At 60.6% G+C, this 24,458-nt stretch carries 19 protein-coding genes and 1 pseudogene; 5 read left to right on the forward strand and 15 right to left on the reverse strand.

The genetic code is table 11. From position 1 onward, the window contains the following. Positions 1–8: 8 nt before the first annotated feature. From B4400_RS04400 to mtf2, 3 genes are all read right to left on the reverse strand, one after another. Complete coding sequence (locus B4400_RS04400; RefSeq protein ID WP_005062145.1) at positions 9–239, reverse strand: MbtH family protein; 231 nt, start codon at positions 237–239, stop codon at positions 9–11. A gap of 937 nt (positions 240–1,176) precedes the next feature. Then, the gene (locus B4400_RS04410; protein WP_078308005.1) at positions 1,177–1,422 is read right to left on the reverse strand and encodes a hypothetical protein; all 246 of its coding nucleotides are present in this window, start codon (positions 1,420–1,422) and stop codon (positions 1,177–1,179) included. A 74-nt stretch (positions 1,423–1,496) separates the two neighbouring features. Then, positions 1,497–2,276 (reverse strand): fatty-acid O-methyltransferase Mtf2, encoded by a 780-nt coding sequence (gene mtf2, locus B4400_RS04415; RefSeq protein ID WP_078308519.1) that lies wholly within the window; start codon positions 2,274–2,276, stop codon positions 1,497–1,499. Positions 2,277–2,456: 180 nt separating this feature from the next. On the opposite strand from mtf2, the gene B4400_RS04420 reads away from it, so the two are divergent. Beyond that, positions 2,457–3,710: a glycosyltransferase gene (locus B4400_RS04420; RefSeq protein WP_078308003.1), complete on the forward strand. Its 1,254-nt coding sequence runs from the start codon at positions 2,457–2,459 to the stop codon at positions 3,708–3,710. A 10-nt stretch (positions 3,711–3,720) separates the two neighbouring features. On the opposite strand, the gene B4400_RS04425 is transcribed toward B4400_RS04420, so the two are convergent. The 8 genes and pseudogenes from B4400_RS04425 to B4400_RS04460 all read right to left on the reverse strand — a co-directional run bounded on the left by B4400_RS04425 (position 3,721) and on the right by B4400_RS04460 (position 12,762). Then, the gene (locus tag B4400_RS04425; RefSeq protein WP_078308001.1) at positions 3,721–4,509 is read right to left on the reverse strand and encodes a TylF/MycF/NovP-related O-methyltransferase; all 789 of its coding nucleotides are present in this window, start codon (positions 4,507–4,509) and stop codon (positions 3,721–3,723) included. Positions 4,510–4,623: 114 nt separating this feature from the next. Continuing rightward, positions 4,624–5,747 (reverse strand): annotated as a pseudogene (locus B4400_RS04430) (acyltransferase family protein). Then, positions 5,744–7,012 carry a glycosyltransferase gene (locus tag B4400_RS04435; protein WP_078307999.1) on the reverse strand — a complete coding sequence of 423 codons (1,269 nt, stop codon included), beginning with the start codon at positions 7,010–7,012 and terminating at the stop codon, positions 5,744–5,746. The pseudogene B4400_RS04430 and the gene B4400_RS04435 overlap by 4 nt, the downstream one beginning before the upstream one ends. Before the next feature lie 49 nt (positions 7,013–7,061). Continuing rightward, a complete protein-coding gene (locus B4400_RS04440; RefSeq protein ID WP_078307997.1) occupies positions 7,062–7,862 on the reverse strand; it encodes a TylF/MycF/NovP-related O-methyltransferase in 801 nt (266 codons plus the stop codon). 219 nt (positions 7,863–8,081) lie between these two features. Then, on the reverse strand, positions 8,082–8,816 hold the full coding sequence (locus B4400_RS04445; protein ID WP_078308518.1) for a class I SAM-dependent methyltransferase: 735 nt from the start codon (positions 8,814–8,816) through the stop codon (positions 8,082–8,084). A 189-nt stretch (positions 8,817–9,005) separates the two neighbouring features. Next, complete coding sequence (locus B4400_RS04450) at positions 9,006–10,124, reverse strand: acyltransferase family protein (RefSeq protein ID WP_078307995.1); 1,119 nt, start codon at positions 10,122–10,124, stop codon at positions 9,006–9,008. Positions 10,125–10,288: 164 nt separating this feature from the next. Continuing rightward, on the reverse strand, positions 10,289–11,362 hold the full coding sequence (locus B4400_RS04455) for an NAD-dependent epimerase/dehydratase family protein (RefSeq protein ID WP_078308517.1): 1,074 nt from the start codon (positions 11,360–11,362) through the stop codon (positions 10,289–10,291). Between the two features lie 140 nt (positions 11,363–11,502). Then, positions 11,503–12,762, reverse strand: coding sequence for a glycosyltransferase (locus B4400_RS04460; RefSeq protein ID WP_078307993.1), 1,260 nt, complete (start codon positions 12,760–12,762; stop codon positions 11,503–11,505). A gap of 466 nt (positions 12,763–13,228) precedes the next feature. Here B4400_RS04460 and rfbA point away from each other — a divergent pair, with 466 nt between their 5' ends. Together rfbA and B4400_RS04470 are read left to right on the forward strand one after the other, a co-directional pair. Further along, the gene (gene rfbA, locus B4400_RS04465; RefSeq protein WP_078290300.1) at positions 13,229–14,095 is read left to right on the forward strand and encodes a glucose-1-phosphate thymidylyltransferase RfbA; all 867 of its coding nucleotides are present in this window, start codon (positions 13,229–13,231) and stop codon (positions 14,093–14,095) included. A gap of 136 nt (positions 14,096–14,231) precedes the next feature. Then, positions 14,232–14,570 carry a hemophore-related protein gene (locus B4400_RS04470; protein ID WP_078307990.1) on the forward strand — a complete coding sequence of 113 codons (339 nt, stop codon included), beginning with the start codon at positions 14,232–14,234 and terminating at the stop codon, positions 14,568–14,570. 99 nt (positions 14,571–14,669) lie between these two features. Here B4400_RS04470 and B4400_RS04475 read toward each other — a convergent pair whose 3' ends face one another. The 3 genes from B4400_RS04475 to B4400_RS04485 are packed head-to-tail and all read right to left on the reverse strand — an operon-like array spanning position 14,670 to position 20,919. Next, complete coding sequence (locus tag B4400_RS04475; protein ID WP_176112806.1) at positions 14,670–17,615, reverse strand: MMPL/RND family transporter; 2,946 nt, start codon at positions 17,613–17,615, stop codon at positions 14,670–14,672. A gap of 11 nt (positions 17,616–17,626) precedes the next feature. Beyond that, positions 17,627–20,524, reverse strand: a complete 2,898-nt coding sequence (locus B4400_RS04480) for an MMPL/RND family transporter (RefSeq protein WP_502688375.1) — start codon at positions 20,522–20,524, stop codon at positions 17,627–17,629. Then, the gene (locus B4400_RS04485; RefSeq protein WP_139359981.1) at positions 20,503–20,919 is read right to left on the reverse strand and encodes an MmpS family transport accessory protein; all 417 of its coding nucleotides are present in this window, start codon (positions 20,917–20,919) and stop codon (positions 20,503–20,505) included. The genes B4400_RS04480 and B4400_RS04485 overlap by 22 nt, the downstream gene beginning before the upstream one ends. 536 nt (positions 20,920–21,455) lie before the next feature. Between B4400_RS04485 and ramB the strand changes: the two genes are divergently transcribed. Next, the gene (ramB, locus tag B4400_RS04490; RefSeq protein WP_078307982.1) at positions 21,456–22,886 is read left to right on the forward strand and encodes an acetate metabolism transcriptional regulator RamB; all 1,431 of its coding nucleotides are present in this window, start codon (positions 21,456–21,458) and stop codon (positions 22,884–22,886) included. Then, entirely contained in the window at positions 22,883–23,449 is a 567-nt protein-coding gene (locus B4400_RS04495) for a carboxymuconolactone decarboxylase family protein (RefSeq protein ID WP_078307980.1), read from the forward strand. Before ramB ends, B4400_RS04495 begins: the two co-directional genes overlap by 4 nt. 18 nt (positions 23,450–23,467) lie before the next feature. Here B4400_RS04495 and B4400_RS04500 read toward each other — a convergent pair whose 3' ends face one another. Then, positions 23,468–24,457, reverse strand: a complete 990-nt coding sequence (locus B4400_RS04500; protein ID WP_078307978.1) for an aldo/keto reductase — start codon at positions 24,455–24,457, stop codon at positions 23,468–23,470. Position 24,458 lies beyond the last annotated feature (1 nt).

Here is a 24,458-nt window from a genome sequence, read left to right on the forward strand (position 1 = left end):
CCGAAGGTTCAGCGCCCAAGACCCCCACCCTGCGCCAATCTCTCACGCAGGCTCTTCGGCCGGATATCAGTCCAGTTTTGTTCGATGTACTCCAGGCAGGCGGCACGATCCGCTTCGCCGAATACAACCCGCCAGCCATCAGGCACGTCGGCGAAAGCCGGCCATAGGCTGTGCTGCTCCTCGTCGTTGACCAAGACGAAAAAGCTTCCCTTGTCATCATCGAATGGATTGATGCTCACGCTTTCTCCAGGTTGCTTCGGTGGACATCGCAAACATACGGCTGAATTTATAGCGGCGTAGCGGGTTTCACAAAGTTCTAATCTTCGCAACTTTGACACATCACGGTTCGCTGCCGCAACTAATTAGCCACAATATCGGTATGAATGTATTTATCCAGGTCAAATACGGTTTCAGAACTATCTATCTGTTGCGAAGATCGCGCACATGAGTATACCAAGTCTGAGCACGCCACGTAAGTCGAGTGTACCGCCATGCGCGAGAGCAATCAGGTTTCCGCACCTAGCTACGCCCTGCAGCAAAGTATGCGGCCAACACTGGCTACACCTGTTACCTAATATCGAAACCAGCAGCAGGCCTTAGTCAAGTAGCTTGAAGAAGTAGCCGAGAATTCAACATCTAGAGGTTTATCGAGTTCAGGTAACAAATCGGTCCATTCCGTTACATTGCGCGTGGCACCGCCCGTGTTACACCCAAGTGCGCTCAGAATGAACTCATGGCGACCTGAATTAAGATTCAGCCCGAAATCGATGGCATCGCAGTCCCGCTAGCAACACAGGACAGGGGAACAGCGAAGGCCCGGAAGTAAATGTGGTGACAAACCACTACGAATTAAGTTCTCATCTATAAGAAATACCGTAGATATCCACGATCGTTTGGCCACCTCAGCGGATCCCGTCCACGCCGCAACGAATTCCGCGGAAAACATTGTTATGCACGCGCCGCCGATAATGTACCGACCCTCTCAGAGATCACCCGCACCACCCTCAATACATGGAGCACAGCATGCTCACAGCGTGCCTCGGCGCACATCGAGAGAAGTGTGCGGAGCACCCCGAAAGCCCTGCCTGGATGGAGGCGGGAAACCTCGAGAAGGCGATACTCAAAGGAACGCATCTGACGAATGATTCATACGTGTCGCAGCGTTACGAAACTAGATTAGTCATCCTGTGGTTCGGGGCGAGCCTGAGTTCCCTCAATGGGAGATGTTCCGGCCGGCATCAGCATGACAAACACCGGGAGCCGCACCACGGCGCCATTGAGGATCGGCAGCCGAATCGCGACGGACACGACCTCAAGCTCCAGACGTCTGCCCCGTCGAGTCTCCATCTCCAGACGCCCGGGTAACTGCCTGGGCGTCGCGAGCCAATCCAGCCCGCGCTCTATCGACTCGACAACGTTCATGACTCGACTATACCCACACGATGGAACTCACAAACGATGAAATTCCTTGTCGGAAGAGGAATCTGCCGCACCGATTACGCCTTGGTGAAGCTGTACATCCGGTACTCCACCGCCCCTCCGCTGCGCAGGTCCTCGTAAGCTCGCTGGGCCGGCGCAAATCTACGGATCACACCGCGCAGGATCGTCGGCGTGGCGCGATCGATCACGTACCGCCAACGCTCCAAGTTCTTCGCCATCCCCCGCCGGACCTCCACATTGATCCCCCGCTCGGACACCATTCGCAACGGCGCGTTCGCGAGCGCCACCTTCCAGCCGGCGACATCCTGCGCGCTTCGGGCGTCCGCGTAGAGGAAATACCCTCCGGGGCGGAGCACACGTGCCACTTCCTCAAGAAATACCGAGAATTGGGGGTATAGGTGCGACGACTCGATGTTGATTACCGCATCAAAGGACTGATCCGTGAACGGCAGGTTTTGGGCGTCGCCGTGCGTGAACTCCAGACCCGGCAGATTGTGCCGCCTGCGACAGAACTCGATCCCGTCCGGGTTGAGGTCCAGCCCCGTATAGGAGGTCGGATGCAATGCGCGTACGAGGTACGAGGCCCCGCCGCCATGGCCACAACCGACCTCCAACACTCGTCTACCATCGAGCTCCGCCTGGGTAGCGGTGCTGTGATAGAGCTGAATGGAATACCGATCGGGCTCATCGGACGCCGACAACGGGATATCCATTGCCGGATCCTCTTCATAGCCGTAATTGAGGAACACGACGTTCTCTGTTTCGAGCTTACGGGTGGCATACCGGTAGATGAACTTCTGCACCCCCTGAGTGAACTGCGCGTTCAGCTTGAAGATGACCCAATCTCGCGACTTCCGAACCGGATGAGTGCGCACCATGGGCGAATTATGGCAGAGTTCTGAGTTTCAGACCGGCTTATCGAATTCCGAACTGCCTTGCGACAGTTGGAGAACCAGAGATAATGACTCAGTGTTCGGGTCCACCAACGCGACAACAACTGAAGGGCCAGGAACAGAATGAAGTTTGCGCTGGCGTGCTACGGAACTCGCGGCGACGTCGAACCGTCGGTCAGCATCGGATGCGAGTTGACCCGAAGAGGACACGACGTTTGTCTGGCTGTCCCTCCGGACCTTGTCGCCTTCGCGGAGTCCGCTGGGCTGACCGTGGTTCCTTATGGCCCGGAACTACAGGATTTCCTGCAGGACGAGTTCCTGCGAAACTTCTGGGCTCAGTTGGTACGCAATCCTGTCGGTACGCTGCGTGAGCTGTGGGCACCGATCGCCCGGTATTGGAGTGACACCAGCGCCACGCTCGCCTCCGTGGCGGAAGGGGCTGATCTGCTGTCGACGGGTCTCAATTTCGAACAATCGGCCGCCAACGTCGCCGAGTACTTCGACATCCCGCTGATGATGCTGCACCACTTCCCGATGCGACCCAATGGTCAACTGCTTCCCATGCTGCCGGCACCGCTCGTACGATCGGGCGGAATGCTGTCTGAATGGCTGCTCTGGCGCGCGACGAAAAGCGCGGAGGACGCGCAGCGGCGCGAACTGGGCCTGGCCAAGGCAACAGGTCCCGCACCGCGTCGAATCGCGCGCGGAGGAGCCGTCGAAATCCAGGCCTACGACGCGGTTTCGGTCCCCGGACTGGCCCATGAATGGGCGAAATGGAATGGCAAGCGGCCCTTCGTTGGGGCACTCACGATGGGCCTCTCCACCGAGGCCGACGACGACGTCGCGTCCTGGATCGCCGCGGGAACGCCGCCGATCTGCTTTGCCACCGGCAGCATTCCACTCGAGTCGCCGGCCGACACGATCGAGATGATCGGTTCTGCCTGTACGGAACTGAACGAGCGGGCGCTGGTCTGCGCCGGAGGCACAGATTTCGGTGATATCTCTCATCCCGACCATGTCAAGGTCGTCGGCGCCGTCAACTACTCGGCGGTCTTCGCGGCCAGCCGGGCAGTTGTTCACCACGGCGGCTCAGGCACCACGGCCGCGAGCCTGCGGGCCGGTATCCCTACCCTGATCCTGTGGAGCACGGCCGATCAGCCGTACTGGGGCAACCAGCTCGGCAGATTGAAAGTCGGTGCTGCCCGCCGCTTCTCGGCGACCAATAGGAAAACACTGGTCACCGACCTGCGCCGGATCCTGGCCCCGGAGTATGCAGTGGCGGCCCGCGAGCTTGCTACGGCGATGACCAGCCCTGAAGAGAGCGTCTCCAAGGCCGCCGACCTCTTCGAAGACGCCGTCCGGCGGAAAACCCAGTGAGGAATGGCCGCTACTGCGGTGGCTTGATGATCAGTCCCTGCCCGGTGGGCAGGGCGACGACACTTACACCCAATTCACTCGCCACCTCATCCATGGCGATGCGCTGCTCATCGCGGCCACGGTTCGCGTAGTCGTCCAAGAGCACAAACGCGCCCGGCGACAATCGCGGCCAAAAATACCGCAACGTCTCCACTTCTGGTGGAGCACAGTTCATATCGATATGCAGGAATGCGACAGCATCGGTGTCGACTTCGGCCAGCGTCTCGGGAACGGACCCGACGATGACGCGCTGATTCTTCCACTGCGCGAAGTTCGCCTTGACGCTGTCCACCGAGCTCACGTACATGCCATTTTTTACAAGTTTGTCGCTCTTTTCGAGCGCGCCGGCGCTGCGCTCACCCGCGCTGACGAAGCGCGGATCGAGGCCGGCGAAGGTGTCGAGCAGATAGAACGTCTTACCCAGCTGATCCCAATCGAGGTACTCCATGATGGCGCTGCTCAAGAATCCGTAGCTGACTCCGCACTCGACGAAATCGCCCTTCACCTTGTTGGCGCTGGCCGCAGCCCAGAGCCCGACATGCACCCGCCAGTGCCACTGGTACCAGTCCGTTCCGCCCAGGGCGCGAACACCGCGTTGATACGCGCGCTGAAAGTCCGGATCATCAAGGAACGCATGACTGTTGAAACAGATCAGCGCATCGTTCGAATAGACCTTAGGTAGAAGCGTGCGCGCAAGCCAATACTCCTTGCGAACCGCCCACAGCTGGATACGGGTACGGAGCGATAGCTCATCTGCCACAGCGAAAACGATAGCATCCGCCGTCAGCGTGGCGGGGAGAAAGGCTCGTCGCGAACCAATTCAATCTGATCGAATCGCTATGGCTCGCAAGCTGATCGATGGCAGTTCTGACCATCACACCGCATCGCGATCAACAGGTATCGGTGGTGAATCCTCTACCGCGGTGGACTTCTTCCGGGTCAGCCGAGACTTCAGGGAGATAGCGTGTTTTTCCACCACGAACCAGCTGAAGGCGGCTAGCGGCACGGTGGCTGCGGTCGCAATAGCGAAGAACAGCAAGAGATTCAGGCTACCCAGCCCCATGACCACCAAGAGCTGCTGTATGGGATAGGCGTAGATATACGTGCCGTACGACAGGTCGTTTCGTAGATTCAATCGTGGATTGTGAATGAGCGAACCCGACACGATGACCGCATAGGCCAAGGGCAGCGCCGCGATATCCCGATAGTTTTCAAGCAGTCCTGATGCCAGCACGATGCCGACGCTGAGCGCGACCAGCGACCACCGCGCAGGGATGACGTCCTTGTACTGATTCAGCAGTGCCCCGGCCGCGAACATCACGGCGAATCGGGCCACCATCTGCGCGATGGACGTCGCGGCGAAGACCGGATACGACAGATATGCCGTCGCACAGAGGAAAAAACGAACGCCGCCGGAACAACCCACCGCCGCTTGAGCAACCCCGCCACACCCAGCACCGCCACCGCGATGTAACAGATCATCTCGAAGACAAGCGTCCAGATCGATCCGTTCCACACCCCCGGCCACGGGACACCTCGCGGCGTGCCGTCGACACCGGCGTAGTAGACGTTCAGCAGACCATTGTTGAGGACGTACTCGATCGGCTTGTGTGAGGAGAACAAATCCGAGACCGAGCCACCCTGGATGAGAACGCTGATGGGGGCGATCACGAACGCGATGATCAGGAGACAGACCCATAGGCCCGGGAAAATGCGGAGGCCGCGGGCAATGGCGAAGTCTCGAAGCTTCGGCTTGCGCAGCCAGCTCGCGGTGATGAGGAACCCCGATACCGCGAAAAAGCCGTCGACGCCGACCTGCTCGATGAGTTGCTCAAAAGGCCGGTAGCTGATCGTTCGACCGGTGAGCGGCCAGGAATGCCAGAAGATGACACTTACCGCCAGGATCAACCGCCACGCGTTCAACGCATTGTTTCGCGGGTCGAACACCTGGCCGAGCGTAGAACCCCTGGCCGGCCGCGCGCCGTCGCTCCCGCTCACGCGGAACACCGCGCGCGTGCGAACTGCTCCATGGCATCGGCCGCGGCCACGGCACTTTCACCGGGCTTGGTCATTCCGTCCGCGAGCTCACGAGCCCGGTCGACGTAGTCCGGAGCAAGAATCCTCCGCAGGTCCGCAACCAAAGTCCCGCGAGTAGTGGTCGAAAAGCGCCGGGTGGTACCCACTTTCAACTTCTTGACCTGGCCACCCCAAAGCGTTTGATTGGCATCCATTGACAAGATCAACGTAGGAACCCCAGCACGCAGACTTGCCGCGGTGGTGCCCGAGCCTCCGTGATGCACGACCGCCCGGCAGGCCGGAAAGACCGTCGCGTAGTTAACCGCTCCCACAACCTTGACGTGGTCGGGAAGTTCCGCATCGCTAAAATCGGTCCATCCGGCGCCCACCAAGGCCCGCTCACCCAGCTCCGCACACGCCGAGCCGATCATTTCGAGTGCGGCAGTAGGAGATTCGACTGGCATGCTGCCGAAGCCGAAAAAGATCGGCGGCGTTCCCGACGCGATCCACGACGCGACATCCTCATCAGCCTCGGCGGTCAAGGCCATCGTCAGCGAGCCGACAAACGGCCGCAAAACGTTCCATTCCTTCCACTCCGCCGCCAGCCCGGGAAAGCAGACCTCGTCATAACCCTGGATCTCCAGCGATCCGCGCTTCGCGATCCGCTGTGGCGACGGTCCGGACGCCTTCGGCAGGCGGAGTTCACGCCGCTGCGCGTCCTCCACCTTCTTGTTCAGGCGCCACGCCAGCCAATCGAAGGCCGTCATGGCCGTGCGCCCCAATCGGGACGGCAGGATGGTGACGAGCTGACCATTGGGCCGCATCGGGATGTGATGCAGCGTGACCAACGGAATATCATGGTATTCAGCAACATTCGCGGCCGGCTCCTGATAGCTCTGCCCTGCGAACAACACATCGGCACCCTCGGCCGCGGACATCAGCGTGGTGTTCATCTGCGCCCAGCACTCATCGCTGAGCTCCCACATCTGACGCCACATCCTCCGGATCTCCCGCACCTTCCAGAAGGTGTGGAAGAAGAACGTCCAGAAATTGCGATACACGTCCAGCCAGGTCTTGGTGTCCAACCCGTAGGAAACCGTCTCCAGCCCTGCCGACTCCGTAAAGCTCATCAGGTCGGGCGGCACGGCCATGACCACGTCGTGTCCCCTGCGCTGCAACTCACGGGCCACGACGACGGAGGGCTCAATATCACCCCGGGTTCCGTAGCTCGCCAGCACAAACTTCATCGCCTCTAACGCCTTTCGGGTATCGCGGTTCAGTGGAGTCGGGCCGCCCTCATTCCTTGCGCCAAAACACGCCAGTCCCGTCAATTTCCACGATCTCCGCGGTTATCCCATGCTTCGTGCGGTAATCCGTGACGGCCTGTTTGCACGAGTCAAGTGCGTGGTAATCGTCGACGATGCAAAAACCTCCGGGAGACAAACGCGCATAAAGCCCGTCGAGCGCCTGGATTGTGGATTCATAGAGGTCGCCATCAAGCCGCAACACGGCGATTCGTTCTATCGGGGCATCATGCAGCGTGTCTTTGAACCAGCCGGGAACAAAACGGACCTGGTTGTCCAACAAACCATAGCGCTGGAAATTAGCCCTGACATTCTTTTCGGTCACTGCCAGGATGGGTGCCGCGAGGTGCAGCCTGTCTCCCTTGTCCGCCTTGTAATGCGCGGTATCCGGAGGAGGCACCCCCTCGAACGAATCGCAGAGCCAGACACTGCGCGTCGTATCCCCATACGCGGCGAGAACTCCTCGCATGAGGATGGATGCACCACCGCGCCATACTCCGCATTCGACCAGGTCGCCGGGCACGTGATCAGCAAGCGCCGTCTCAACGCACTGCTGCAGACTGGTGAGTCGCTGCATCCCGATCATCGTCAACGCATCCGCCGGCCAATCCAGACCCAAGTCACGTTTGTGCGCATCGAACGGACGCTTGCGCACGAGCACGTAGTCGCCAAATTTGAAAAAGGGGCGGTGCAGCCAGTTCCAACCCACTGGCACAAGTTCGTCAACTCCGTATCTGGTGAGGTCCTTCCGAAGAAGGTCCAGATAAGCGGATCGAGTGTCGTAATCGGTCACGGTCAAGAACTGCCCCTATCTCGAAATGCTGGTGTCCCGTCCCAGCGCTAACAATAGCCGTCTGAACGACACCGTCGACACGTTTCGGACCGGGCCACTCCCCTTGTAGGCGCTGCATTTTCAGTGGAATCTGTCAAGAATTCTTATGCACGAATGTCACCAAATATCTGGCACTCGCTCCCGGCGCAGATCCCCTGGCCCTTCATTTAGTATTCGGCGTCATCGGAACACGGCACGGGGCAGCCGCTTGGGCTCTGCTGCCCGATGAATCACCACCACGGAGTCGAAAACCTCGATCCGGTCGATGATGGTGGCCGCGAACGGCACCTGGACTTCCTGAAGCCGCTTGGGATGGTCCTCCATGATCTGGTAGACCGACCTCATCTCCATATAATGAGCGTGCATCGCATCCATCAGCCATTTGGTGAAGTCGATGAAAGATTCACGCTGATCGCGATAAATCGTCCAGTAGTTGGCGCAGACGTCCTCGACGATGTAGACCCCGCCGGGCCGCAGACGCGGAAACAGATACCTGAACGACCCGATCATCTGTCGAGGAGTATGACCGCCGTCATCGAGAACGGTGTCGAACGGTCCGAACTCCTCGACCACGGTCCCGAGAAAGTGTGAATCGGTCTGATCACCGATCCGCACATGGATATCGCGCCCGGGGTCGTCGTGTTGCGCAGCCTCGGGGTTGATGTCGAGGCCCACGATCGTGGCTTGCGGCAGGTGCGCGCGCCACATGTGCAGAGATCCGCCCCGATCCACCCCGATCTCGAGCATTCGCTCGGTCCGCGTCAGAGCGTTCTGATAGATGGGCAGGTAATGACGCAGCTTGTGCACATTGTCGGTGTTCTCGAATATCCCCCCGATAGGGGTATCGGCGGGCGCTGAATGATCGGCCCGCATCGAGACCGTCCTGGCCAGGTCCGGGCCCAGCGCGTCGAGCATCCGGCGACGGCCCGCGTACGGATAACGTCGCGCAATGAACGGCGGTTTGGTCTGCAGTGCCAGACGGAAGAGCGGCATAATCACGAGATCCTTTGCTGTCCTTTGATGTTCGAAGAACATCGCCCATTCTCAGAATCCCGAAATGCCATGCAACTCAGCCTACCGACTCTTCATGGCGACACCGGTGCGCTAACTGTCCTCGCGCGGGGACAGAGCCCGTTCTCGCAGTCCCCGACTATCTGACTCCGCCGGGGTCGCCGTCGGGTCGATTTTCTTGCGTCTGAGGCGCGATTTGAGCGCCAGTGCGCGCTTCTCAACCAGGAACCAACTGAATGCGGCGGGCACCAGCGTCGCACCCGCCGAGACAACAAAGAAAACGAAGGGGTTCAGGCTGGCTAAACCCGCGACAGCCAAAAACTGCTGTGTCGGCGACGCGTAGATGTAGACGCCGTACGACAGGTCCGTCTGTATGTTCATGCGCTTGTTCTTGATCAGCACCCCCGAAACAACGACGGCATACGCGAGCGGAAGAGCGCCGATCACGCGGTAGTCGGGCAGCATGCCCGAGGCCAGCACAATCCCGGCGCTCGCCACCACAAGCGACCATCGGGCTGGTATCACGTCTCGCCACTGATACAGCAGCGCACCAGCAGAGAACATGATGGCGCTGCGCACGGCGAGCTGCGGGATGGTCCATAACCCGGGGAAGGTCAGCGGCGGCAGGAGAATTGCCGCAATCGTTGCCAGTACCAGTATCACCGGCGCTGTCCACCGGCGACTCGCAAGGCCGAGTAGCCCGAGCCCCGCGACGGCGATGTAGCACATCACCTCAAATACGAGTGACCACAGGGAGGCGTTCCAGATTCCGGGGTATGGGATATCGCGCGGCGTCCCACCCACATCGAACTGAAGCTGCACCAGTGCGCTGTTTTTCAGCATGTATTCGATCGGTGCGCTGGAGAACAGCAGCCTGGCGGCCGAGCCACCCTGGATCGCAACACTGAGCGGAGCGATGACAAAGGCCGTCACCGCCAGCACGACGTAGTACCCCGGCAAAATGCGAAGGGCTCGAGCGAGGAAGTAGTCGCGCGTGCTGGGATTACGGAGCCAACTCGCCGTGATCAGAAACCCGGAAAGGGCAAAGAATCCGTCAACTCCCACCGAGAACAGCAGTTGAAGTACTGCCTTCGATTCCACGACATGCCCGGTGAGTGGGAACGAGTGGAAAAGAATGACCTCGGTCGCCAAAGCGAGCCGACAGGCGTTCAGCGCGTTGTTTCGCGAATCGAATACAGAACCGAGCTTCATGCGCCTCCACCACTCTTCGCCGGAAGCGCCATCGTATCGTCATATCAGTTCGAGATCAGGCTTTCCGGTGTTTCCACATGTAGTTGGAAAACATTGTCACAACTGATGATTCACAATCATGCCGGGCCTTCTCGCCGCCAAATCTCCGTCGCGGCGCGATGTGCTCAAAAACGATTCGGGCAGCCCTTGTCGATCCATTCGAGAAGTGCATGCAGGCCGTCCTCAAGCGCCCACTTCGGACTCCACGCGAGCTGTTCGATTGCCGGCTCGATATCGCAACTCGCGGCGCGCACATCGCCGTCCCGGAACTTCCCGACAACAGTGGGCTCGGGCGCGGCACAGATGCCGGCGACCTTACGCGCCAACTCGTCAATGGTTGTCGCGGTGCCAGAACCGATATCAAGGGTGCGTCGCTCGACTGCGGGCGCGTGCACCGCGGCGAAGAGTGCGTCGACAACGTCGTCGATGAAAACAAAGTCGCGGACTATCCGCCCGTCCTCGTAAACCTCCAGCGACTGCTTCTCGCGTGCCAGACGCGCGAAGAGGGTGACGATTCCGGTGTAAGAGTTGGTGAGTGACTGGCCGGGCCCGTACACGTTCTGTAGTCGCAAGACGCTGAGGTTGGTGTCGCGCGCGGCCGCCCAGGACGCCAACAGATGTTCCTGGGCCAGTTTGGTGCCTGCGTAGATGTTCGTGGGGCGGGGCTCTGTCCGGCCGGCGCAGCTGGGAAGCGGCTCCGACGCCTCCCCCGTAGGTCCTTTCGGATCCCACTGGCCGGCAAGTAGTTGTGCATGACTGCGCGGGCGCGGATAGAAGACATCCGCACCGGACTGCCACGCACCTTCGCCATACACCGCACGCGACGATGCAAGCACCAGCTGATCCGGCACAAGTGCCGCACGACTCAGGGCGTCAAGGAGTTGGGTTGTGCCCACCACATTGACCGAACCGTGGCGCGTCGCTTCCGAAAGCGACTGCGCTGTACCCGTCTCCGCAGCCAAATGAACAACCTGCGAGGGTTCGAACAACCGAAGTACGGCATCCCAGTCAGGGGCATGGGTGACGTCTCCGGTGAAGAGCCGCACCGACGGTGGGAGGTCGATCTCTCGGCCTCTCGCGTGTACCTGCGGGTGTAGGACGTCCATCACCGCGACGTCGTATCCCGCTTGAACCAGACGGTTGGACAGCGCGGATCCGATAAATCCCGCTCCACCAGAAATGAGTACAGATTTCGACAAAGCCGACGCCTCCCGTTCTTTACAGAGCAGCTCGCTGACCCGCACGCATCGGTAATGCGTTCCGGGTCAATGATATCGATGGTCCATGTGTCATCACACGGGGTTCTTCCGGCATGGGCCGCCGCACGGTAACGCCTGACCTAAGCACGGGCGGCCCTCTCCTCCAACAGGTCGGCCGCCTTGTTGACGCTCTCGTACGGCTTGGACATGTGGGGAGCGATCGCCCGAGCCCGGACCGCACATTCCGGGCTGAGGATCTCACGCAGGTCCGCGACCAGCGTCTCGCGAGTCGTCGTCGAAAAGCGCCGGGAGGTACCCACTTTCATGCGCTTGAGCTGATTTCCCCAAAATGGCTGATCACCAACAGTCCAGAGGATCAAGGTAGGCACTCCGGCGCGCAGGCTCGCCGCCGTCGTGCCCGAACCGCCGTGGTGAACGATCGCCCGGCTCACCGGAAAGACCGCCGCATAATTCACCACTCCGACCACCTTGACGTGCGGGGCGGTGTGAACGTCGCTGAAGTCAGTCGCGCCGGCACACACCAATGCGCGCTCCCCCAATTCCGCGCATGCTGAACTGATCATCTCCACTGTCTCTGCCGGAGATTCAACCGGGATGCTCCCCGAGGCGAAACAGATAGGCGGTGGCCCCGCGGCGATCCATGACATGACCTCGTCATCGGCCGCCGTCGTCAACTCCATGGTGAGCGCACCCACAAACGGCCTTCGTCCGCCATACTTCGCCCATTCCTCCGCCAGTCCGCGAAAGCAAATACTGTCGTAAGCCTGGATTTCCAGCGACCCGCGCTGGCCGATCCGCCGCGGCGAAGGGCTCCCCGCCTTGGGCAAGCCGAGCTCACGCCGTTGCGCATCCTCTGCCTTCTTGGTCACGCGCCAGGTCAGCCAGTCATAGGCGGTCATCGCTGTGCGTGTCAACGGCGGAGGCAGGAGCGGAAAGAGCTGACCGTTGGGGCGCCACGGCATGGTGTGCAGGGCAACCAACGGGATCCCATAGAACTCGGCAACATTGGCGGCCGGTTCCTCATAACCCACGCTGGTTGACAGAAGATCCGATCCATCTGCCACCGACACAAGAGCCTTACTCATTTCCGACCACTGTTCGGTGACCAGTTTCAGGGCCTGCTGACACAACGCGACCAGATCCTGGACCCTCCAAAAATGACGAGTCCACGACATCCACAAGTCGCGGTATTCATCGAGCTGCGGCCCCACCTGAACGCCGTAGGACACCGCCGAGAGTCCGACCGACTCTGCGAAGCCGATCAAGTCAGGCGGAACCGCCATGCGCACTTCGTGTCCCCTGCGCTGCAGTTCCCGTCCGACAGCAACGGCAGGTTCGATATCGCCGCGCGTGCCATAGCTTGCCATGGCAAATTTCATGACGGTATCGACCTCCCCGATATGTTTACGTACTCGCAGAATGGCCGTCAGTGCTGCCGGTCATTATTACCGATCTTGTGCGTCACGGATAGCCTCAAGATGATGGGCACACATGTGTCTCCAAATTCCAAAACGCCAATGCAGCTACAGCCGAAAGAATTCCGTTCCATGGATTGCCACACGTAAAATCGCTATCCCGGATGAAGCGGCAATGCAATACGAGCCTGCCCGTATTGCGCAGGTCTCACGATATCCGTATGCGGCTGCGGCCGTGCCGGATCGATCGTGACAGACTTTGTCGTGACTCAGAGGTCGCCGAACGCCACTCGCACACCCCCTCCCCGCGATTGATTCCGTCGGCATTCCGTCTTCATACGCGATAGGGTGGCGTGTGGGTTGCGCCGCGACAGCGTAGAAAATGTCGCCGCCGCAACCGAACTCGGATTGTCGTCGAGTAGGAGCACACATGCGCGGCATCATTCTCGCGGGCGGGTCGGGCACTCGCCTGCATCCGATAACGACGGGTGTCAGCAAGCAGTTGCTGCCGGTGTATGACAAACCGCTGATCTATTACCCGTTATCCACCCTGATCATGGCCGGAGTCCGCGACATTCTGGTGATCACCACGCCTTTTGATGCCCCGGCATTCGAGCGACTTCTCGGGGACGGCTCGACATTCGGCATTAGCTTGACCTATGCGGTCCAGCCCAAACCGGAGGGGCTGGCGCAGGCGTTCGTCATCGGTGCCGAGCACATCGGCACCGACACTGCGATGCTGGCACTGGGTGACAACGTCTTCTACGGGCCCGGCCTGGGCACCAGTCTGCGCAGGTTCGAGAACATCAGCGGTGGAGCGATTTTCGCGTACTGGGTGGCTAACCCGTCGGCGTACGGTGTCGTGGAGTTCGATGCCGCCGGCGTCCCGTTGTCCCTGGAAGAAAAGCCCGCGAATCCGAAATCCCACTATGCGGTGCCCGGCCTGTACTTCTACGACAACGATGTCATCGAGATCGCGCGCTCGCTGCAGAAGTCTGCTCGGGGCGAGTACGAGATCACCGAGGTCAATCAGACCTATCTGGATCAGGGACGTCTTTCCGTCGAGGTGCTGCCGCGTGGAACCGCGTGGCTGGACACGGGCACGTTCGACTCACTGCTGGACGCGAGCGATTACGTACGCACCATCGAGCGTCGCCAGGGCCTGAAGATTGGCGTGCCGGAAGAAATTGCGTGGCGTGCGGGTTTCATCAATGACGACCAGCTCGCTGCACGTGCCCAACAGCTACTCAAATCTGGATACGGAAGTTACCTACTTGAGCTCTTGCAGCGGAAATAGACCGATGTTCTGGTCGGCGGTAACAGAATGGATTGCCGGACGTATAAATAGTCATGGGTCTGAGTGCACCCTGGGCCTTGGGTTTCGTTGAATACGTAAAGTTGATGTGGTCGGTACGAGGGAGGCAATTGAGAACATGAACAAACTGTCACTGACGAAGATTGTGGCGGCCGTTGGCGGTGCCACGCTGGCGTTGAGCGCGGGCGCCGGACTCGCATCCGCGGACCCTGTTACGGACGAGATGGTGAACAGCACCTGTACGTACGATCAGGCCAACGCGGCGCTGCACGCGGAGAACCCGATGGCCGCGGAGTATTTCGACCAATCACCCCCGAATCAGCAGTTCATGCAGGAATTCCTCAGTTCACCAAAGGCCAAGCGCGTGACCATGATCAACCAGGTCAGGGGCAATCAGGGCATCGAGTTCGTCATACCCGTCTTCCAGCAGATGGTGCGCACCTGCCACAAGTACTGAGTCTTTTACCCACAAAGGCCGGGCCGAGGTGAACCCTCGCCCGGCCTTTTGCGTTGGCAACACCGCATCCAACACCAAAGCGATTGAGCCAAAGCGTGATTAGTTGTTGAACTTCGGCAGCTCGGTGGTCGGATCGTCATCGTCCTGTCGAGCCGGGACGGACGGTGCCGGGCGGGCGCCAACGGGCTCAAGCAGAGCACTCGGCGGTCGCGGCCGTACTCGCTGCGGCCACCAGAACCACCGGCCCAGGAGCGCCGCGATCGACGGAGTCATGAACGAGCGCACGATCAGCGTGTCGAACAACAGGCCCAGCCCGATGGTAGTGCCGATCTGACCGATGATCTGCAGATCGCTGACGACCATCGAAGCCATGGTGGCCGCGAACACCAATCCGGCTGATGTGACGACCTTTCCGGTACCGCCCATCGCGCGGATGATGCCCGTGTTCAGCCCCGCACCCAGCTCCTCTTTCATCCGGGAGACGAGCAGCAGGTTGTAGTCGGACCCCACCGCCAACAGGATGATCACGGACATCGCCAACACCATCCAGTGCAGATTGATGCCAAGGATGTACTGCCACAGCAGCACCGACATGCCAAAGGACGCGCCCAGCGAGAGCGCCACCGTGCCGACGATCACCAGAGCCGCGATGAAGCTCCGGGTGGTGACGAGCATGATGATGAACACCAGGCAGATCGCCGCGATGCCCGCGATCAGCAGGTCGTAGGTCGAGCCGTCCTTCCAGTCCTTCGCGGTTGACGCGGCACCGGCTAGGTAGATCTTGCCGCCCACCAGAGGCGTTCCCTTGAGCGCCTCCTCTGCCGCGTTACGGATCTGCTCGATCCGGGTAATGCCCTCCGGCGACATCGGATCACCATTATGAGAAATGATGAACCGCACCGTCTTTCCGTCCGGCGACAGGAACGAACTCATCGCGCGCTGGAAGTCGGGGTTTTTGAACACTTCTGGGGGCAGGAAGAACGAATCGTCATTCTTGGAGGCATCGAATGCCTGTCCCATGGCCATTACGTCATTGGTGGATTCGTCCATCGAAGCGAACTGCCCGGACATGGTGGCGTACATGGTGAGCACCGAAGTCCGCATGCTCTGCATGACCTCGATCATCTGAGGGAACTGGACAAGCAGCTGCGGCATGATCGCGTCCAGCTGATCCATGTCCCTGACGAGAACTAACAACCCGTCATCGAGCGCGTCGACTGCGTCCATCGCATCGAAGATCGATCTGATCGAGAAGCAGATGGGGATGTCGAAACAGTGCTTTTCCCAATAGAAATAGTTGCGGATCGGCCTAAGAAAGTCATCGAACAGCGCAATGCTGCCCCGTAAGTCGTCGGTGAGTTGCTGCACCTCATGGGTATGGCCCGTCATTCGGTGTGTGGTCTCGGACATCTGCTTCATCACGAGGTACGTGTGCTGCATCGTCGCGATCATCTTCGACATATCGTCGGCCTGCTTTTGCATGTCGGCGATGCGCTTCTTCTGGAATCGAGTCGCCTGTACCTGGCCGGCGCTTTGCAAACTGAGCAAGAAGGGCACCGATGTGTTGGCGATCGGGGTTCCCTCGGGGCGGGTAATCCCCTGCACCCGCGACACCCCACGCACCTTGAAAATGGCCTTGGCGACCTTGTTCAACACCAGGAAGTCGGCGGGGTTTCGAAGATCCCGGTCGGTTTCGATCAACAACACATCGGGCGTCAGACGCGACTCGGAGAAATGTCGTTGTGCGGCAGCGAATCCCTGATTGGCGGGGATATCGCCGGAGATGTACAGCCGATCGTTGTAGCTCGTCTTGTACCCCGGCAACGTGGACAGCCCCACCAATGCCACCGCCAACGAGGCGACCAGGATGGGTGCGGGCCAGCGGACGACTGCCGTACCCAGCCCGCGCCACCGCTGAACCCGCAGCTTACGTTTGGGTTCAAGCAACCCGAATCGGCTGGCCACCGCAATCCCCGCGGGAACCAGCGTGACCGCGACCGCGACGGCCGCCAGCATGCCGATGGCACACGGAATGCCCATAGTTTGGAAGTAGGGCAGCCGCGTGAAATGCAGACACAGAATGGCTCCGGCGATAGTCAGCCCGGAGGCCAGGACAACGGGGGCCACGCTGCGATATGTGGTGTAGTAGGCCGTTTCCCGGTCCTCACCGGCCTGGCGCGCCTCTTGATACCGGCCGAAGAAGAAGATCCCGTAATCGGTGCCGGCGGCGATGCTCAAGAAGACCAGCATGTTGACGGCGAACGTCGACAATACGAAAACGTCGTGGTACCCGAGGAATGCCACAATGCCACGGGCAGCGGCCAATTCGACGCCGACCATGATCAGCAGCAGGATCACCGTGACAACGGAGCGATAGAGGATCAACAGCAACGTGAAGATGATGACCACGGTGACCGCGGTGATCTTCAGAATCGACTTGTTGCCCGCATGCTGCATATCCGAGGCGAGCGGCGCCGCACCGGCCACATAGACCTTGACGTCGGTGGGAGCGGCGGGCAACGTCCGATTGACGATCTCGCGGATCGCGGCAACCGACTCGTCCCCCACCGCGGTGCCTTGATTACCAACGAGATTCAACTGCACGTATGCGGCCTTTTCGTCGGGACTCTGCACACTCGAGGACGTCAGCCGATCGCCCCACAGATCCTGCACGTGCTCAACGTGTTTGGGATCGTTACGCAGCTCGCGGATCAGTCCGGCGTAGTACGTATGCGCATCCTCGCCGAGCGGCTCCTTCCCCTCAAGCACGATCATCGCGGAGCTGTCCGAGTTCGATTCGTTGAAGTCCTTGCCCATGCGCATGATGGCCTTGACGGCCGGCGCATCCTGCGGCATCAGCGATACCGAACGCGCTTCCGCGACGTTTTCCAACGCGGGGATCGCCTTGGTCCAGTCCCAATTGACCGACGCCAGCGTCGTATACAGAATCAGCGCCAGCCAGCCCAGGATGATCAGAGGCGACAGGTTTCGTATTGTTCGCGCGATAAACGGCCGCGAGTGCGCTGAGTTTGTCTCAGCACTCATCCCCGGTCTCATCAGTTCCTCTGCAGCACGGATCGGACGAGGCGCGGTCCCTTCCACCCGTGCACCGCACCGACCGGCCGGGGAGACACCTGCAGCGGCCACCAGAACCACCGGCCCAGGAGCGCGGCGATGGCCGGCGTCATGAACGCTCGCACAATCAGGGTGTCGAACAGCAAGCCCAAACCGATCGTGGTCCCGACCTGCCCAAGCGTAAGCAGATCACTGACGATCATGGAGCCCATCGTGGCCGCGAACACCAATCCGGCGGCGGTCACCACCTTGCCGGTACCGCCCATCGCTCGGATGATGCCCGTATTGAGGCCGGCGCCCAACTCCTCTTTCATACGCGAGACAAGCAGCAGGTTGTAGTCGGACCCCACGGCGAGCAGCACGATGACCGACATGGCCAACACCACCCAGTTGATCTGTATGCCGCAAATGTGTTGCCAGACAAGGACGGACAGACCGAATGACGCACCCAGTGACAACGCCACGGTTCCGACGATCACCAGGGCGGCGACCAGGCTCCGCGTCATCAACAACATGATGATGAAAATGAGGCACAGCGCCGCAACGCCCGCGATCAACAGATCGTATTTTGATCCGTCGACGAGCTCACTGACACCTGCCGCCGTGCCGGCCAGCGAGAGCTTGGCGTGCTCCAGCGGGGTTCCCTTGAGCGCTTCCTCCGCGGCGGTCTTGATCGGCTCCACCCGCGAAATACCTTCGGGCGTCGCGGGATCTCCGCGCTGAGATATGAGCATGCGCGTGGACTTGCCGTCGGGCGACATGAAGATCTTCATGATCCTCTTGAAGTCCTTGTTGTTCAGAACATCCGGCGGCAGGTAGAAGGAGTCATCGTTCTTCGACGCGTCGAAGGCCTTACCCATGGCCGTCGAGTTCTCGGTGGATTCATCCATCTGGGCGAAGATGCCGGACATCGTGCTGTGCATCGTCAGCATCGATTCGCGGGTGCTCTTCATGGTGTCGATCATGATGGGGAACTGCTCGAGCAGCTGCGGCATCAGCCTGTCCAGCTCGTCAAGATCGCCCACCAGAGTCTGCATCTTGTCGGTCACCTGGTCGACGCCATCGAGCGCATCGAAGATCGACCTGATCGACCAGCAGATGGGAATGTCGAAGCAGTGCTTCTCCCAGTAGAAGTAGTTACGGATCGGCCGCCAGAAGTCTTCGAAATTTTCGATGTGGTCCCGCAGTGTGGACATATCTTTCTGAAGATCGTGCGTGGTACTGACCATCCGGTGAGTGGTCGCCACCATCTGTTTCATCAGATCGAACATGCGCTGCATCAGCGCGATCGTCGTTCCCATGTCATCGGCCTGCTTGAGCATGTCGTCCATACGCGCGCGCTGGAACGGCAGACTCAATCGCTGGCTCGCGTTCGACATGCTGAGCATGAAGGGCACCGACGAGTGCTCGATCTGCGTTCCCTCGGGACGCGTGATGGACTGCACGTTGGCGATGCCGGGTACCGCGAACACCGCCTTGGCCAGCCTGTTCAACACCAGGAGATCGGCCGAGTTGCGCATATCGTGATTGGCCTCGACCAACAGGATGTCGGGCGTAGACATCTTCGATTCCGGGAAATGCCGTGAAGCGGCGACGAGTCCCTGGACCGCGGGGATGTCCTGCGGAATGTACTTCGCGTCGGTGTAGCTCGGGTTGTATCCCGGCAGCGTCAAGAGCCCGATGAGCGAGATGGCCACCGTCCCGGCGAGAATCGGTCCGGGCCAGCGCACGATTGCGGTGCCCAGCCGCCGCCAGCGGCGCGTCGTCACCTGCCGCTTGGGATCGAACAGCCCGAAGCGACTACCTGCGGCGATGCATGCCGGTACGAGGGTGAGCGCCACCGCCACCGCCACCAGGATGCCGACCGCGCCCGGGATACCCAGCGGCTTGAAGTAAGGCAAGCGGGTGAAGTGCAGGCAGGCGATCGCACCCGCGATGGTCAGGCCGGATGCCAGGACGACCTTGGCCACACCCTTGTAGGCGGTGTAGTAGGCCCTCTCGCGATCCTCGCCTGCCTGACGCGCCTCCTGGTACCGCCCGGTGAAGAAGATTCCATAGTCCGTACCTGCGGCAATACCCACAGACACCAGCAGGTTGACGACGAAGGTGGTCAGACCCACGATCCCATGCATGCCGAGGAATGCGACAAGTCCTCGCGCGACCTGCAGCTCGATGCCGACGGTGAACAGCAAGATGATGACCGTGATGAAGGACCGGTAGAGCAGGAGCAGCATCAGGAAAATCACGCCGACACTCACCAGGGTGATGAGGACGACCGTCCGGTTTCCGCTCTCCGACATATCGGAGACGACAGCCGCGGGACCCGTGACATAGGTCTTGACCCCTGGCGGCAGCCCCGGGGTGTTCTTGACGATCTTCTGGACGGCTTCCACGGATTCGTTCGCATCGGCCTGACCGAAGCGTCCGGTGAGATTCAATTGCACATACGCGGCTTTTCCGTCAGCACTCTGGGCGGCACCTGCGGTTAGCGGGTCACCCCAAAAGTCCTGGATGTGCTGCACATGTTTCGGGTCGTCCTTCAATTGACGGACGACGGCGTCGTAATACTTGTGCGCGTCGTCACCGAGGGGGTTCTCGCCCTCGAGCACGATCACCGCGACACTCTCGGAATTAGATTCCTGGAAGACCTTCCCCATCTGCGTCATCGCTTTGACGGAGGGCGCATCCGGCGGGCTGAGGGAGACTGAATGTTCTCTTTCGACGATCTCCAGCGGCGGCACCTTGACGGTCAGCACGACAGTGATCGCAAGCCAGCCCAAGATAATGAATACCGCACCCTTACGGATAATGGTCGCCATTACCGGCCGGTGTGATTGGCCTTTGCCGCCGCCCTCGCTCATGCGGCCTTCAGCAGGCATGAGGTAAAGGCATTGGTCTGAGTACTCACCTTCTCGGACTTAACCTCATCGTCCACGATGATGCGGCAGCCGATACTGCCACCATCTCCCTGCGCCATGATGCTTCCCACGGCGGTCGTCTTGCCGATCTCGAATTTCACCGACCACGGCAGCGGGATTTTTTGAATGTACAGCGGATCGCCATTGACATCGAAATAGCTGATATCGGCGACATTCCCCGGTGAGCCAAAAACCTCATACGACATCTTCTTGGGATCAAACGATTTGGAGTCACTGACATTCGTGTCGGCATACGACGGACGGTTCTCGGAACCGAATACACCGTGGAGCCGCGACACCGTAAATCCGCCGACGCCAATTACCGCGAGCACCAGCAGCGGAATCCACAGACGCATCAAAAGCCGAAGAATCGTAACCCTCCTCGTCTATCGCCGCATCCGGCACCATGCTCGGACATGCACATCCCAAATTGCAAAACGCGGAACACCTCAGCGGTGCTCCCCGGCCGTTAAAGATTAGACCATGCATGAGAGTCGCGTATGTGCCCGTTGCACACCCGATATGGAATGAGTAGCACGCTATGTGGGATACATGCGTGTACAGATTTACTGCACGGCATCTTGGGCAACTCTAGTGACGTATTTACCATTCCGCACGAATGAGTGAACAGATAGCTAATCACCAGCTGGAGCCCCTGTTTGTGACCTCGGCATCCAACCGCCAGGCACAGTGGCGCCGGTCATAGCGAGAAGCAGCTCAGCCAACCATGTTCGCCGGTGACCTTCACCCCGGTATGTCCAGAAAGCAAACCAGCTTGATTGCTCGGTGACCTCAGGCCCCCACTTCCCTCGCGGCGGACCAGATCCTGAACGGATCCGAACCTTGCCAAGACTGCCAAGTTGGAGTTGGCAAGGCGCGTAGGCTGGTCAACGTGTCCAAAACGTATGTTGGAGGGCGCCTTCGTCAACTCCGGAGCGAACGCGGGTTCAGCCAAGCCGCGCTGGCCCAGATGCTGGAGATCTCCCCGAGCTATCTCAATCAGATCGAGCACGACGTCCGCCCGCTCACCGTGGCGGTGCTGCTGCGTATCACCGAGGTGTTCGGTGTCGACGCGACGTTCTTCTCCTCCCAGGACGACAGCCGCCTCATCGCTGAGCTGCGCGAAGTGGTGCAGGACAAGGATCTTGACATCGACGTCGATCCCGCGGAGATCGCCGATGTGGTCGCCGGGCATCCCGCGCTGGCCCGCGCCATGGTCAACCTGCATCGGCGCTACCGGATCACCACCACGCAGTTGGCGGCCGCCACCGAGGACCGCTACACCGACGGCAGCGGCAGCGGTTCGATCACCATGCCGCACGAAGAAGTACGCGACTACTTCTATCAGCGGCACAACTATCTCCATGAGCTCGACACCGCGGCCGAAGACCTGACGGTTCGGATGCGCATGCACCGGGCGGACCTGGCCAGAGAGATCGCCGACCGTCTCAACGAGGTGCACGGCGTCCAGATCGCCCGGCGCATCGATCTCGGCGACAGCGTGCTGCACAAGTACGACCCGGGATCCAAGACGCTGGAGATCAGCAATCACCTCTCCGGTGGGCAACAGGTCTTCAAGCTGGCCACGGAGCTGGCCTACCTGGAGTACGGCGATCTCATCGACACCATGGTCGACGACGGCAAGTTCACCTCGGAGGAATCACGGAAGCTGGCGCGCCTGGGCCTGGCCAACTACTTCGCCGCCGCCACAGTCCTTCCCTACCGCCAGTTCCATGGGGTGGCCGAAGATTTCCAGTACGACATCGAACGGCTTTCCGCGTTCTACTCGGTGAGCTACGAGACCATCTGTCACCGGCTGTCCACTCTGCAGCGCCCCTCGATGCGTGGGGTGCCGTTCTCGTTCGTCCGGGTCGATCGTGCCGGAAACATGTCCAAACGGCAGTCAGCGACCGGCTTTCATTTCTCCTCCAGCGGTGGCACCTGTCCGCTGTGGAACGTCTACGAGACCTTCGGCAATCCGGGCAAGATCTTGGTCCAGGTGGCGCAGATGCCCGACGGGCGCAACTACCTGTGGGTGGCGCGCACCGTCGAACGGCGTGCGTCGCGATACGGCCAACCAGGTAAGACGTTCGCGATCGGGTTGGGTTGCGAGCTACGGCACGCACACCGGCTGGTCTATTCGGAGGGGCTGGATCTGTCCTCCGAAGGTGCGACGACGCCGATTGGTGTGGGCTGTCGCGTGTGCGAGCGCGACAACTGCCCCCAGCGTGCCTTTCCAGCACTCGGGCGGGCACTCGACCTTGACGAGCATCGCAGTACGGTGTCGCCATACCTTGTCCAGCAAGAAGGAGCCCGACAGTGAGTGATGAGCCGCTTGCGCGAAGAGCAGACCGTGCCGATGGCCGCATCCCATCAGGTGGTCTGCGTGAGCTCGGACCGGTCAACTGGGTGATTGCCAAGGGCATGGCACGCGCCATCAGCGTGCCGGAGATGCACCTGGCGACCACGCTCGGACAGACGGGCGTCCGGTTCTGGCCGTGGCTGGCGTACTCCGGTGCGATTCTGCGCGGCACCAAACTCTCTGCCCGCGATACCGAAGTAGTCATCCTGCGCGTGGCCCACGTACGTGAGTGCGAGTACGAACTGCAGCACCACACCCGCATCGCCAAGGGCGCCGGTATCGATCCCGCGTATCAAGAGCGGATCTTCACCGGGACCAGCGCCGAGGGACTCTCCGACAAGGAACGCGCACTCATCACCGGTGTTGACGAGATCCTCACCACCAGAACACTTTCCGATGACGCGTGGGAGGGACTTGCCAAGTTCCTGGATCGCCGCCAGCTCATCGGCTTTTGCCTGCTCGTCACGCAATACGACGGCCTGGCCGCGACCATGTCCTCATTGCGCATTCCGCTTGATCACTGACGTACCCAGAGGCGTGGGCTACCGGTCCAGCAGCGCAGAGTGCTGCGCGGAGTAGCGCTCCCCGGACGCAGGTGCCAAACCATCCAGCCGGGCAAGCTGTTCCGCCGACAGCACCGCGTCCACCGCGCCCGCGTTCTCTTCAACACGCGCGGCCTTGGTGGTCCCGGGGATCGGCACAATGTCCTCACCACGCGCCAGCAGCCAGGCCAGTGCCACCTGCGCCGAAGTCAGGCCTGCCTCCACGGCGACCGTCCGCACCTGCTCGACCAGGGCCAAGTTGGCGTCGAGGTTGTCGGCGTTGAACCGCGGCAGGTTCTTGCGAAAGTCATCGTCCGAGAGCTGATTCGCCGACCGGATAGCACCCGTCAGGAAGCCTCGGCCCAGCGGCGAATAGGGCACCAGCCCGATACCCAACTCCCTCAGTGTCGGCAGCAGCTCCGACTCGACGTCGCGGGTCCACAGCGAGTACTCCGACTGCACCGCGGTGACCGGATGTACCGCATGTGCCCGGCGCACCGTGGCCGCAGAGGCCTCCGACAGTCCGATCCGGCGGACCTTGCCCTGGCCCACCAAATCTGCCAACACCCCGATCACCTCTTCAATGGGCACACTCGGGTCGACGCGATGCTGGTAGTACAGGTCGATGTAATCGGTATCAAGCCGTCGCAACGAACCCTCCACCGCGACAACGATATTCGCCGGTGAGCTGTCGGGGTTGAAGAGCGCGCCAGTGCTGTGCGAGACCAGCCCGAATTTGGTGGCCAGCACCACCTCATCCCTGCGGCCCGCGATGGCCTTGCCCACGAGCTCCTCGTTGGCATAGGGGCCGTATATCTCGGCGGTGTCGATGAGGTTGACCCCGAGGTCCAACGCCCGTCGCAGCGCCGCTATCGAAGCCTGCTCGTCGGGGCCCGCATCCGAACCAAGTGGCTGGTAACCGGAGGACATCGACATGGCACCCAAGCCGATTCGCGATACCGGCAGGCCGCCGATCTGTGTGTATTTCATG

Source organism: Mycobacterium sp. D16Q13 (genome assembly GCF_002013375.1).
Classification (GTDB): domain Bacteria; phylum Actinomycetota; class Actinomycetes; order Mycobacteriales; family Mycobacteriaceae; genus Mycobacterium.

What these genes read in the sequence shown, in the direction of transcription:
- B4400_RS04450 (WP_078307995.1), bottom strand. Translation starts at nt 10,124, where the DNA reads ATGAAGCTCGGTTCTGTATTCGATTCGCGAAACAACGCGCTGAACGCC.
- B4400_RS04470 (WP_078307990.1), top strand. Translation starts at nt 14,232, where the DNA reads ATGAACAAACTGTCACTGACGAAGATTGTGGCGGCCGTTGGCGGTGCC.
- B4400_RS04475 (WP_176112806.1), bottom strand. Translation starts at nt 17,615, where the DNA reads ATGAGTGCTGAGACAAACTCAGCGCACTCGCGGCCGTTTATCGCGCGA.
- B4400_RS04420 (WP_078308003.1), top strand. Translation starts at nt 2,457, where the DNA reads ATGAAGTTTGCGCTGGCGTGCTACGGAACTCGCGGCGACGTCGAACCG.
- B4400_RS04460 (WP_078307993.1), bottom strand. Translation starts at nt 12,762, where the DNA reads ATGAAATTTGCCATGGCAAGCTATGGCACGCGCGGCGATATCGAACCT.
- B4400_RS04435 (WP_078307999.1), bottom strand. Translation starts at nt 7,012, where the DNA reads ATGAAGTTTGTGCTGGCGAGCTACGGAACCCGGGGTGATATTGAGCCC.
- rfbA (WP_078290300.1), top strand. Translation starts at nt 13,229, where the DNA reads ATGCGCGGCATCATTCTCGCGGGCGGGTCGGGCACTCGCCTGCATCCG.
- B4400_RS04445 (WP_078308518.1), bottom strand. Translation starts at nt 8,816, where the DNA reads ATGCTCGACGCGCTGGGCCCGGACCTGGCCAGGACGGTCTCGATGCGG.
- B4400_RS04500 (WP_078307978.1), bottom strand. Translation starts at nt 24,457, where the DNA reads ATGAAATACACACAGATCGGCGGCCTGCCGGTATCGCGAATCGGCTTG.
- B4400_RS04485 (WP_139359981.1), bottom strand. Translation starts at nt 20,919, where the DNA reads ATGCGTCTGTGGATTCCGCTGCTGGTGCTCGCGGTAATTGGCGTCGGC.
- B4400_RS04480 (WP_502688375.1), bottom strand. Translation starts at nt 20,524, where the DNA reads ATGCCTGCTGAAGGCCGCATGAGCGAGGGCGGCGGCAAAGGCCAATCA.
- B4400_RS04410 (WP_078308005.1), bottom strand. Translation starts at nt 1,422, where the DNA reads ATGAACGTTGTCGAGTCGATAGAGCGCGGGCTGGATTGGCTCGCGACG.